Source organism: Aurantibacter aestuarii (assembly GCF_003008425.1).
Taxonomy (GTDB): Bacteria; Bacteroidota; Bacteroidia; order Flavobacteriales; family Flavobacteriaceae; genus Aurantibacter; species Aurantibacter aestuarii.
The window spans coordinates 1-13,501 of record NZ_PXOQ01000010.1 but is presented as its reverse complement, the minus strand read 5'-3'; the positions used below and the strand labels follow the sequence as shown (position 1 = coordinate 13,501).

Annotated in this window: 5 protein-coding genes and 1 pseudogene; 5 read left to right on the top strand and 1 reads right to left on the bottom strand. The window is 33.5% G+C overall.

Annotated features, from left to right (window positions below; genetic code table 11):
• Positions 1 to 37: 37 nt before the first annotated feature.
• Positions 38 to 1,159: a metallophosphoesterase gene (locus C7H52_RS10810; protein ID WP_106463934.1), complete on the top strand. Its 1,122-nt coding sequence runs from the start codon at positions 38 to 40 to the stop codon at positions 1,157 to 1,159.
• A 1-nt stretch (position 1,160) separates the two neighbouring features.
• On the opposite strand, the gene C7H52_RS10805 is transcribed toward C7H52_RS10810, so the two are convergent.
• On the bottom strand, positions 1,161 to 2,612 hold the full coding sequence (locus tag C7H52_RS10805) for a CotH kinase family protein (protein ID WP_106463933.1): 1,452 nt from the start codon (positions 2,610 to 2,612) through the stop codon (positions 1,161 to 1,163).
• 261 nt (positions 2,613 to 2,873) lie between these two features.
• On the opposite strand from C7H52_RS10805, the gene C7H52_RS10800 reads away from it, so the two are divergent.
• The 4 genes and pseudogenes from C7H52_RS10800 to C7H52_RS10785 all read left to right on the top strand — a co-directional run.
• Entirely contained in the window at positions 2,874 to 7,952 is a 5,079-nt protein-coding gene (locus tag C7H52_RS10800; RefSeq protein ID WP_106463932.1) for a translocation/assembly module TamB domain-containing protein, read from the top strand.
• An 11-nt stretch (positions 7,953 to 7,963) separates the two neighbouring features.
• Entirely contained in the window at positions 7,964 to 10,264 is a 2,301-nt protein-coding gene (gene tamL / locus C7H52_RS10795; protein ID WP_106463931.1) for a translocation and assembly module lipoprotein TamL, read from the top strand.
• Between the two features lie 240 nt (positions 10,265 to 10,504).
• Positions 10,505 to 10,912 (top strand): hypothetical protein, encoded by a 408-nt coding sequence (locus tag C7H52_RS10790; protein WP_106463930.1) that lies wholly within the window; start codon positions 10,505 to 10,507, stop codon positions 10,910 to 10,912.
• 7 nt (positions 10,913 to 10,919) lie between these two features.
• Positions 10,920 to 13,501 (top strand): annotated as a pseudogene (locus C7H52_RS10785) (hypothetical protein); the annotation flags it as partial.

Below are 13,501 nucleotides of genomic sequence, written 5' to 3'. Positions count from 1 at the left end.
ACTATGTTTGTTAGTCTGGCTATGTTGTTTTAATAATATGGTATTTGCTCAAGAAGTTCAATTGCCCATAGCTCAGAAAGAAACGGAAGATACAGAGCATTATCTGGATGAGGCAGAATTTACTGGAGCAGATGGACCTTATATTATAAAAGATACGCTATACCGCATTACCAGAAATCATCAGTTTTTAAAAGAAATCAATTTTAATAGAGATTCTTTGTTGGTTGAGGTCGATAACCAAGATAAAGACGAATTTCATGTGGCTTTAAAAACCAATTACGTCATTCCTGAAAGTATATATAAATCATCAAATCAAATGATGGTAATTGCAGATATTGAAGGAAAATACAATGCGTTTGCAAGTTTTTTATATAGCAATAATATCATAGATCAAAACCATAATTGGATTTATAACGATGGGAAACTCGTTCTAGTGGGCGACTTTGTAGACAGAGGTGTAAACGTTACTCAAGTATTATGGCTTATTTATAAATTGGAACAACAAGCAGAACTTTGCGGCGGACAAGTACATTTTATTTTAGGAAACCATGAGGTCTTAAATTTTCAAGGGAAACATCGTTACAACCGTTTAAAATATATTAAAGCAGCACTGAAAATTAGTGGGACTTCTAATAAAGAAGAAGCTGTGAAATACATGTATTCCGAAGTTTCTGAACTTGGTAAATGGTTAGCTTCAAAAAATGTGATTGAAAGAATTGGAGATTATATATTTGTTCATGCAGGCTTGAGTCCGGAACTTTTGGACTATCAATTAAGTCTTGAAGAGATTAATACTAAAGCCCGTTCTCAGTTTCATATACAAACGCCAAAATCTAAAAAAGAATTATCTGAAGCTGAAATATTTATTTATGGTTCTAAAGGTCCTTTTTGGTATCGTGGCTTAGTTGTAGATCATTTTAAATATCCACAAATAACACAAGAAAAACTCGATGAGCTGTTATTGTACTATAAAGCCAAAAAAGTGGTGATTGGTCATACCGTAGTTAACACCATTTCGTCTTCGTATGATGGTAAAGTCATACGTGTAGATGTTTTACATGGCGCCGACAAGTTCTCTGGTAGAACCAAAGGACTGTTAATAGAAAATGGTATTGAATATATCGTTAACGATTTGGGTGAAAAAATGCTATTGGAATAGGCTATAACTGTTCAACATACGTATCCAGATACTTTAATTTGTCTTGAACCCATTCCGTTAAATAGTTATAATCATCCTGATTACTGGTTTTTTTAGGCCAAACTAAAGCTTCACGCTCGTAAATTTTATGTGCAGTAAATTCTGAATAATAGTTTTCAAAACGAGATATAATTGCCTTTTCAGCTAAGGTAGACTCTCGCAAAGTTTTCCAACGCTCTTTTAGTTTTGTTTTATACTCATTAGGATTTACGGCAAGTAATCGGTCGAACAAATTATTGCTAAATGTACGGTCTGTAACCGTATATTTTTCAGCATTTTGCACCAACCCAAAAGAACTATCCAAATCCCATGGTACAAAAAAGTAAGGCTCATTTGAATTGTATTTGGCTAAATAATAATTTTTACCAAAATTATCTACTGCTCCAATAGTATTAATAAATAAATAATAATCTATAGCATTATTTATGTGAATGTCTTTAGAAATGTTAGAGCTAAAATTGGCGTCAGACTGGTTAACAACCACATCTAAAACCTTTGCTAAATCATCCCAGTGCGAATCGTAATCGATTACAGGATACTCCATTCTAAATCCTACATAATGCGGGAATGCATTATTAAACTCGCCAGCCACTTTAAAATCTGGTCCACCAGCATAAGAGTTGGCTTTAAATAGTTCGCCTCTAACAACATTGTCTTTATTTTTTTTAAGTTTTAATTGTTTACGGTCTACAGATTCAGACATAGCATACACACCATTATAACGTCCGTTTACAAATACTTCCGCATATGTAGACCTGTAAGTACTTTTAGCATCGGGTTCTTCATTTAAATAATAAGGTTTATGCATTTCAGTCCATAATTCTGAAGCTACTTGGGCTCTCACCTTTAAAGGTTCATTATAAAGTGCATCTAAAATTAAATCATCATCATCTCTAAGACCTTCAAACTTTAAATCTTTTTTTTCTTTTGAAATGGTGTCGTTCCAGAATTCGATGTCATAAGATTTTTTAGGAAACGTCAACGATAAATTACCGCGCTGGCGAATACCCATAGCAGAAGATATTGCCTTGTCTTGATAAAAATATCTAAAGTTCGCTCCAAATTTTTTATCGCTATTAAGTGTTGTTGTGTCAAGTTCAACTTGTATAATAGGCAATTTGGTTACGTAAAGTTTGTAATCTGTACCATTTGCATTGACTTTATAAGATTGCTCGTAAGATAGTTTGGTGTTGCTAGATACCATTTTATAATTACTATCAAAAACAAGTTCGGAGACGTTTTGACCTATAGAAAGTGACGCATCCAAATCTGGAACATGCCAAACAATTAGCTTGTTGGTTTGATCAATCCCGTAACTGTCTTTTTCTGCAGTAACAGATTGGCTGCAGGCACTATTAAAAACGAAGCAGAATAGAATAGAGACTAGAGAGAACTTATGTTGCTTTAAACGCATGTTAATACTAAATTTTAATTTTTTTGAAAGATAATTAAATTTGAGCTTTAACCGTCCCTTACTTACCGCGAAAACATTAATTTATTTGTTTTAAAATAGAGTTTACAAAAATTAAAAGTCTGGAATATAGATTTTAGGATGATAAAATTTAGCCAACGTGTTAACATATCTCGTTAAAAATTTTAACCTTTGGGTTACATGTCGTAAAATGATGTGTTTTTAAGCATTTAAACTTCAAATTAGTAAAATATAAATCAAGAATTGAACGATTCTAAATCTAATACAAAAACGACCAAAACCCCAAAACAAAAATTTTTAAGGGTATTAAAAATACTAGGCAAAACGCTTCTGGTTATTTTACTCTTGTTTTTTGCTGTGGTTCTTTTTATACGTAGTCCGTTTGGACAAAACATTATTGTAAATAAAGCTACTAAGTATGTTTCCAATAAAACCAATACAATAGTTGAAGTTGAACATCTGTTTTTAACATTTGGAGGAAATTTACAAATTGACGGTTTGTATTTAGAAGATCAAAAAGGCGATACTTTAGTGTATTCCAAATCTCTGGAAGCTAACTTACCACTTTGGTCCATGATTCGTGGTGGAAGTGTTGGCGTAGATGCAGTAGAGTGGGACGGATTACGTGCCAATATTATAAGAAAAGATACAACAAATGGGTTTAATTTTGATTTTTTATTGAAGGCATTAACCCCAGCACCTAATCCAAATACGCCTGTAGATACTACAGCAAATCAGCCCTTAACTATTATTTTAGGAGATTTTGATTTGAAAAATATAGATGTGGTTTATAACGATGCGGTTACGGGTATTGATAGCCAATTCAAATTTGATGCGCTTCAATTAAATATGGAAGAAAGCAATCTGGAAACCATGGATTTTAAAGCTTCCAAATTTGAGTTAACTAATGCAAAAATCAAATTTTTCCAGAAACCAGTGTCTATAGATCCTAATGCAGAGGAAACGCCTTTACCCAAATTAGCTGTAGAAGAATTAACCCTAAAAAATGTATTTGCAGATTATAAGTCTGAAGCTGATAAGATTGCAGCCACTCTAGATATTTCCAATTTATATACCGAATTACCTCAAGTTAATCTAGCTGAAAGCATTTTTGAAATTGATAAATTAGATTTAAAAAATTCGGTCATCGCAATTCAAACAGAAACGGAAGATGCTTCAACCAAAACAAATGTTGATTCTAACACCGGTTTTGAATGGCCAGCTTTAAAGTTTGTAGCTAAAAATCTAAACCTTGAAAATAATAAGATTAGTTATACTGTAAATAATCAACAACCTAAACAGGATTATTTCAATCCTGAGGCTTTGGTATTTACAAATCTTAATTTAAAAGGAAACGCAGAACTATCAAAAAATAAAAAAGGGGTTTTAAATTTAGAAGCGTTAAGTTTTAATGAAGGCTCAGGTTTGAATCTTAAAAATGCATCTCTAAATTTTAATATAGACAATACTAATTTAAGTATTACCGATTTAAAACTTAAACTTAATAATAACACTTTAAATGGAGATGTAGATTTAAATTATCAATCTATCGCTTCATTTATAGAACGTCCCGAAAATGCTAAAATAGATTTAAGCCTTCCTGTTTTTAAAGTAGATTTAAATGAAGTGTTTAAATTTCAACCAGATTTAAAAAACAATCCTTACTTAAAAACCTTAAGTCAAAGACCACTTACCGGAACTGTTAATGCTAATGGCGTCTTGTCAAATATCACCCTAAAAAACACTTATGTCAATTGGGGCAATTCTACTCAAATTACTGCAACGGGATCTATTTTAAATGCTACTAGTCCGGAAGATTTAGCTTTAAATATTTCCAATTATTCAGCAAAAACCATCAAATCTGATCTAGTAAAATTTGTAAACGAAAAAGAGTTAGGTATATCACTTCCTAAAAATATTTCTATTGCAGGGAATTTAAATGGACGTCTGGACAATTTAATGACCAACACAAAACTATCAACATCACAAGGAGTTGCAACTATAAACGGAAGTTTCAAAAACACAAATACAATCGCGTTCGATGCTAAAATTAGTATAGAAGATTATAAATTAAGCGAGCTGTTACAAAATAATACTTTGGGTAATTTAAGCGTGACTTTAGATGCCAAAGGAAACGGTAAAACTATAAATAATCTGGATGCTAATGTAGAAGCTGTAGTCTCTAAGTTTGGATATAACAATTACGCTATAAACGATTTAAAACTAACAGGTGCTATAAGAAACGGTAAAGGAAATGTGGTGTCAAATTACAAAGACGAGGCAATTAACCTAAATTTAAATGCAGATGTTTTATTAGATTCTATTGCGCCAGAAGCCAAAATTAATTTGGATTTAATTGGAGCGAATTTGGAAGGTTTGGGATTAGCAAATCGAGACATACGAACAGGTTTAAAACTTACAGCAAATTTTAAAGGCAATGCAGAAACTTATAAGTTTGATGCAAACGTAGATGATGCAGTAGTAGTTTACGATAATAACACATATCTGGTTGGATCTATTCAAGCCGATGGATTTGTGAAACCAGACACCACTTCTGTTAGATTTTACAATAAGTTGGTAGATTTAGATTTACAATCTAATACAGATCCAGAAAGTTTTGTTACAGCTTTGCAAGATCATATCTATAGTTATTTCTATAGAGATGCCATAGTACAAGACAGTATTATTAAACCAGTTAATTTAATTTTAAAAGGACATATTACCCAGTCACCACTACTAAATGAGGTGTTTTTAGTAAATGTAAAAGATTTAGATACCATCTCTATAGATGTCGATTTTAAGCAAGCCGAACGTAAACTAATAGCAAATGTTACCGCGCCTCATATAAATTATAGCGATACAGAACTGGATAGTCTAAATTTTAGTTTGAATACAAATAAAACCGATTTAAATTTTGACTTTGGTTTTAAAGCTTTAAAAGGAGGTCCTATAGATATCCAACGCACTCGAATTTCTGGTGAACAGAAAAATAATGAAATGCTATTGGCTATTCAAGCGTATAACAAAGAAGAGAAGTTAATAAATGTCAATTCAAAAATAACAGGAACAAGAAACGAATTGATTTTTAAAGTTCAGCCTGAAGGCTTAACGTTTAATCAGGAACCTTGGACTATTCCAGATTCTAATGAAATGGTTTATAGTGAAAACCGTTTAAAATTTACCGACTTTAAAATTAGTAACGGTTCTCAATCTGTCGAGATTACAGATAACTTAAAAAACATAACAAAAGAGCACATTGCATTAGACTTCAGGGATTTCAATTTGGGTGATTTTTTAAGTTATTTTAACACTGAAAAAACTTTAGCTAGTGGAGCCATAAATGGTGACTTTGTGCTCGAAGAGCCTTTTCAAAATACGGGAATACTGGCAGATATCGAAATCTCTAAGTTAGAAGTATTAAAAGCTAACTTAGGAGTTTTGGCCTTAACAGGAAGATCTCTTGGTGGTAACAGTTATGCTTTTAATTCGACTTTAAAAGGCGGTGATGTTACTTTAGATTTGGTGGGCGATTATATTGCAAATAGCACAGGCGCAAAATTAGATTTAAATTTAGATATTAAGGAATTTAAAATGATTGCCTTAGAAAAGTTTTCTCAAGGTTATTTAAAAAATACTTCTGGAAACTTTTCAGGGCAATTTAAATTAAACGGGACCACAACAAACCCTAGTTATCAAGGACAATTAAATTTTAATAATGCTAATTTTAACATAGCCATGTTTAATGCAGCATTTAAATTTGAAAATGAATCACTTTTAGTAAACAATGAGGGATTGACGCTTAATGATTTTACAATTAAAGATGTGGATAATAACAGCTTAGTTTTATCTGGTAACATTGGGACAGAAAGCTTTATTAATCCAACTTTTAATCTAAGTTTAACAGCAGAGAATTTTCAGGTTCTAGATGCTACAAAAGAAGATAATGATTATTTGTATGGTAAAGCAAGTTTTGATGCGCAAGGTATGCTTACAGGAGACTTGCAAATTCCCATATTAGATGCTAATGTTACAGTTGGATCAGAAACCGATGTTACTTATGTTATGCCTTCTGCAACAGTAAATGTAGAAAATAGAGATGGTGTAGTTGTTTTTGTAAATCGAGAAAATCCAGACGCTATTTTAACTCAGGTGGAAGAGCAAACCGCAACCATAAAAGGTTTTGACATTAAAACATTTTTGAAGATTGGAAATAAGGCTACAGTAACAATTATTATAGATAAAGAAACTAGAGATTACTTTAAAGTTGCAGGAAATGGAGAGTTTAATTTCTTGATGAAACCTAATGGTCGTATGGATTTAGTAGGTACTTATAATGTAAATACAGGTTTATATGAAATGAATTTGTATAATTTGGTTAACCGAAAATTTGAAATAGCACCTGGAAGTAAAGTTACTTGGTCTGGAGACCCATTTGATGCGGAGCTTGATATTCGTGCCATTTACAATCTAAAAGCTTCGGCATCATCACTTATGGCACCACAGCTTTCTGGAGCAGATGCTGCTGTAAGAAGTAAATACAAACAAGTCTTACCTTTTTATGTGTATTTAAATATTGATGGTGAGTTAATGTCGCCAAAAATTGCCTTTCAGTTAGATATGCCCGAAAACGAACAAGGTGCTATAGGTGGTCAGGTTTATGGACGTGTTCAGCAGGTTAATCAGCAGGAAGATGAACTAAATCGTCAAGTGTTTTCACTGCTTGTTTTAAATCGTTTTTATCCAGAGCCAGGAAGCGATGGAAGTAATGGAGGATTTGCAACAGTTGCCAGAGATAATTTAAACGACGCGGTTTCAGATCAGTTAAATACATTTTCAAATAAAATATTGGGAGAATCTAGTTTTGAGCTGGATTTTGGATTAGATAGTTATACCGATTATCAAGGAAACGCTCCCGAAGAGCGCACACAATTAAATGTAGCTGCTCAAAAAAGATTATTTAACGATCGGTTAATTGTTAGAGTTGGTAGTGAAGTTGATTTGCAAGGTAGTAGTTCTACAGGAGAAGAAACTCCTCTAATTGGAAATGTAAGTTTAGAATATCTATTAACTAAAAACGGACGTTATAAATTAAAAGGTTTTAGACGAAATGAGTTTGAAAATGTCATTGATGGACAAACCATTGTAAGTGGGATAGGAATTATTTTCACCCAAGAATTCAATAAGTTTAGTGAGCTTTGGGATGCTATTATAAAAGGCGAAACTAAAGAAGAAAAAGCAGAGCGAAAACGTTTGGAAAAAGAACAGGAATTAAAAGAGAATGAAATGATAGATCCAAACAAAGAAGAATTAAATAAAGAATAGTCTTAAAGTACATGAAATATTTAAAAGGTTTTAATTTGAATTGGCTTTCATATATATTGGTGGCAAATCTTGTTGTAGTTCTTGTACAGTCTTGTGCGGTTAAAAAATATATACCTGAAGGCGAATTATTATACACTGGAGCAGAAATTGAAATTAAAGCAGATAGTAGTGTAAAGCAGCCACAAGATTTGAAAGCGATTTTAGAAGCTGCTACAACACCAAAGCCCAATTCAACATTCTTAGGTATGCGTCCTGGCTTACATTATTACTATGTTAATCAGAAAGAAAAACCTGGTTTTTTAAATAGATGGCTGTATAAAAAGTTTGGAGAAGAACCTGTTTATAAAAGCGATGTACAGTCTTATGAGGTAGAAGATGTTCTAAAAAATAAGTTAGAAAATAACGGTTTTTTTTATAGCACAGCTAATAGCACATTTACAGATAATGAGGATGCTAAAGAATCTTTTGTAACTTATAGTGTAAGCGTGCCAACCCCATATCTTATAGAGTCATATCAGGTAGATTCTATGCCCGAACCTCTTTACAGCCAAATTAAACAAAGTGTAGAAAGTTCTCAATTTAAGAAAGGCATTAGGTTTGATTTACAAAGTTTAAAATTAGAAAGAGAGCGTTTGGATGGAATTTTAAAAAAAAGAGGTTATTTTAATTTTAATTCAGATTTTTTAATATTTGAAGCCGATAGCAATCAATACGCAAATAAACGCATAGACTTATTTTTAAAGCTTAAAAATGATGTGCCAGAAAAAGCCATTATACCATATCGTATAAGGAATCTTAATATTTATCCAGATTATGAGTTGCCAAAAGATTCTAAAGTTTCCGATAATGAGCGATATGATAATAAAAACTATATTCAGGATCCTCAATTTTTTAGAGCAGATCGATTAAATCCATTTATTACACTAGAAGAAGGTCAGCTTTATAATCCACAAACATCAAAAAATACAGCACGAAGATTATCTACAATCGGAGCTTACAAGTATGTTAACATTCAATACAAAGAAATAGATTCTTCCGCTTCAGATGGAATAGGCTATTTAGATGCCGACATTTTTTTGTCTCCATTAAATAAAAGAGCAGTAAGAGCAGAGTTGCAGGCAGTAACAAAGTCCAACAGTTTTGCAGGTCCAGGAATTATTTTAACATTTAGTAATCGCAACCTATTTAAAGGTGGAGAAACTTTAAATATCAGTTTAAAGTCTGCTTACGAAACCCAAATAGCTAGCGGTAATCAATCAGGATTAAGTAGTTTGGAGCTTGGAGCTAAGGCGGAATTAATTTTTCCAAGAGTCTTATTTCCTATAAAAATTAGCGATAATTATTTTGAGTACGCTATACCTAAAACCAGAATGTCTTTAGGGTTTGATTACTTAAACCGTACAAAATTATACAGTTTATTATCTGCGAATGCCCGCTTTGGTTACGTTTGGGATGCTAATCGCTATGTTACACATGCTGTAAATCCTATTTCTACAAACTATACCAGACTATCTAACACTACAGATGAGTTTCAAAGAATTCTAGATGAAAATCCTTTTTTACAACGAAGTTTTGATCAAGAATTTATATCTGGTTTAACCTATTCATTTACATATAATGAAATGGTTAATACTAAAAAAAAGCACCAGATTTTTGCCAACTTTAATTTCGATGTGGCTGGAAATAGTATCAGTTTATTTGGAAAAGAAGGTGCGCCAAATGGAGCAAAAGAAATTTTTGGTCTCGAATATGCACAATTTGCAAAAGCAGATGTAGATTTTCATTATCATTTCAATTTTGGCAAGGAACAAAAAATCGCAACTCGTCTTTTTGCTGGATATGGTTTAGCTTATGGTAACTCAGATATATTGCCTTTCACGAAGCAGTATTTTTCAGGAGGGCCATATAGCGTGAGAGCTTTTAGAATACGATCATTAGGACCAGGGACTTATAATGAGTTAGGGACAGATGAAGGTACTTTTTTTGATCAGACAGGAAATATCAGACTAGAGGCAAATATAGAGTACCGTTTTCCAGTATATGGATTTTTAAAAGGAGCAATTTTTGCAGATGCTGGAAATGTTTGGAACTCTAAAGAAAATCCTAGTTTACCTGGTGGTAAATTTTCTAATAATTTTATAAACGAATTAGGTATGGGAACAGGAATAGGTGCCCGTATAGATGTTCAGGGATTTGTTATTCGTTTAGATTTAGCAGCACCTTTTCATGATCCGTCATTACCTGAAGGAGAGCGTTTAGATTTTAAATTCGATGAACCAATTCTAAATTTTGCAATTGGCTATCCTTTCTAAAATGAAAATTTCATTATTCTTTAGTTTAAATTTTTACATTGGATAAAAATTTAAAATAAAATCCATCGATTTCAAAAATAGAATTGGTGCTCTTAGCTGCCTATTTTATATTTTTATTTCCAATCTTCGACGAAGGGCATAAAAAATAGTTGAAACACGTAATTTTCGTTTGTATTTTAAGTTGATAATTGAGTTATTTAACAATATTTTAATACTTCTTAATATTAATTATTGTTCGATATGCAAAAAAAATACATTTTTCTTACCTTTTTTCTTATTTTATTACAATTTAGTTTTTCTCAAGCTAATTATTCAGAAAGCCAAATACGTGGCTTTATAGAAGAAGTTTACGCAAGTCAATCAGAAGATTTAGTTTTTCAAAATCCAGAAAGACACAAAGTAATTAATATGTTTTTTTCAAACATTAATATTGAATTACGCAATGATATCGATATTAATAAAAAGTTTGATAATTATTTAGACTTACCATTAAATAATAAATATAATCCTCAACTACAAAAGGACAACATATTTTCTATTCAATCCTTTAATCCTTTAAAGTATAAGGCCCCGATGTTTCCTCAAAAATCTAAAATTTACAGATTAGGAAATACTCAATATTTACTTATTATCAATCCACTTAAATAATTCAGAGATGATTAAAAAAATACTTTTTCTGTTAGCTTTAGTGTTAACCAATTATTCTTTTGCTCAGACTTACACCATGGGTGATGTAACTACAGGTTCTGGTGTGCAAACAACATGCTCTGGAACATTTGTGGATTCTGGAGGTGCAGGAGGAAACTACTCTGCGGGTGAGTCTTTTGAAGTTACTTTCTGTCCTTCAACACCTGGAAATTACATTCAATTTGATTTTTCAAGTTTTAATGTAGAAGGAGAACCATTCGATTTTTTAACTTTTTATGAGGGAATAGGAACTGGAGGAACCGTAATTGGTGTTTATGGTGACAATGACCCACCAGATATCGGTGCGTGTGCTGGTGGAACTTTTATAGCATCAAGTGATCCATCAGGTTGTATAACAGTAGTATTCGAGTCTGATAGTTCAGTTCAACTAGATGGTTGGGAAGCCACTATAAGTTGTACAACCACTCCAGGAGGAGATACAATTCCAGGCGGTGTGACTCCACCAGCTAACTCAGTTTGTGGAGGATCTGGAGCATTCTGCGCAGACGCTGGAGCGTTAGAATTTCCTAATACAACCGATGCAGATTGTGTACCTGATGCACCTGCAGAAGTAGTAACAAATTCATGTTTAGGCTCTGCACCTAATCCAGCTTGGTATTTTATAGAAGTTGGAACTTCAGGTGATATTATTGTAGAAATTGAGCAGACTACCGGGCCAGGGGGAACGGGTACCGGATTGGATGTAGATTTTGCGGTTTGGGGACCATTCACGCAACCATCAGATGCGTGCTTAGATTTTACAGCTAATACACCTATAGACTGTAGCTATAGTTTTGCTGCAATAGAGACGGCAGATATTATAGGAGCTCAGGCTGGGGAATTTTATATGTTTTTAGTCACAAATTTTGATGGAGACGAGGGGTTTATCACCCTTACTCAAACAAATTCAGGAAACCCAGGTGCAGGTACTACAGATTGCTGTCCTGTAATTTCTGCAATTGAGCCATCAGTTTGTGGTGCGTCAGATGGAGCTATATACATTGAGTTACTTCAGCCTAATACAGCTTACACAATTACCTATAATGATCCGGCACCACAATCGTATTCTGGTACTTCTGATGCTAATGGGATTTTAACTATTCCTAATTTGCCAGCAGGAAATTACACTACGGTAGATACAGGTACAGCAGGATGTACACCAAGAGATATTGTTATTTCAGACCCAGCATCTGGGACTTTTAATGGTGTAACATCAAATGGAACTATTTGTGCTGGTCAAAACGCAGTTTTTGACTTAAGTGGTCCTCCAAATGCTATTGTATCATATAATATTAATGGTGGTGCTACTCAAACAGTTACACTGGATGCATCAGGAAATGCAACTGTTACCGTAACAGCGCCAATTACTGATCAAACAATTAATGTCATTTCAATGGATGAAGGTGGTTGTGTTTCTGCTTTATCTGTTTCAGAAACCGTTATTGTCTCTCCAGGTCCAACTGCAGATGCTTCAGCTGTAGCTTCACCAATTTGTGATGATGGTACAAACGCTCAATTTATTATTACAGGTACACCAAACGCTACTGTAGAATATAATATAAATGGCGGGGCCACTCAAACAATTACATTGGATGCATCAGGAAATGCTACTGTTACGGTGACGTCACCAGTAACAAATCAAACAATAAATTTAACTCAAGTATCAATTGTGGGAGCTCCTATTGTAGGTAATGGTTTGTCAGGTTCTGGAGCAATAAATTCCGCAAATGCTTCGGGTCCAATCTTGCCAATAGGTTCAACCCTAGATGCAACTAATTCAGCTCAAATAGCAAATGGAGCAGATACAACTCTAACATTAGTTTTAGAAGATATTGTTCCAGTTGGAACTTCTATAATTTTATCTGTGGCTCAGGATATAGCAGCAGGAGATATGACTATTTCAGATGGTGTTAATACTATAAACTTTAATACAGGTCCTATAGACGTTTCCCAACAAATTAATTTTGTTACGGGTGTGGCAACTAATACGCTTACATTTAACCGTTTAGCAGGTAGGTTATGGATTGACGGGGTAGAGTATACCTTACCTGTATCAAGTTGTACTGTGCCTTTAACAGATTCTGAAACAGTTATAGTTAACACCACACCAACTGCAGATGCACCAGCCGATGTTACAGCATGTGACAGTTATGTATTACCGGCTTTAAGTGCAGGCAATACATATTACACAGGGTCAGGCGGCACAGGAACGGTAATCGCATCAGGAACCAGTATTACGACAACCCAAACAATTTACGTTTATGCAGAAACAGGAACTACACCAAACTGTACAGATGAGAATAGTTTTGTAGTAACGATAAACGCTACACCAACCGCAGATGCACCAGCCGATGTTACGGCATGTGACAGTTATGTGTTACCAGCCTTAAATGCAGGTAATACGTATTACACAGGATCAGGCGGCACAGGAACAGTAATTGCATCAGGAACCAGTATTACGACAACCCAAACAATTTACGTTTATGCAGAATCAGGAACTACACCAAACTGTACAGATGAGAATAGTTTTGTAGTAACAATAAACACCAC

Bases quoted from the DNA above. Each gene is read 5' to 3' on its own strand.
- C7H52_RS10810 (WP_106463934.1), top strand. From the start codon at position 38: ATGGTATTTGCTCAAGAAGTTCAATTGCCCATAGCTCAGAAAGAAACG.
- C7H52_RS10805 (WP_106463933.1), bottom strand. From the start codon at position 2,612: ATGCGTTTAAAGCAACATAAGTTCTCTCTAGTCTCTATTCTATTCTGC.
- tamL (WP_106463931.1), top strand. From the start codon at position 7,964: ATGAAATATTTAAAAGGTTTTAATTTGAATTGGCTTTCATATATATTG.
- C7H52_RS10790 (WP_106463930.1), top strand. From the start codon at position 10,505: ATGCAAAAAAAATACATTTTTCTTACCTTTTTTCTTATTTTATTACAA.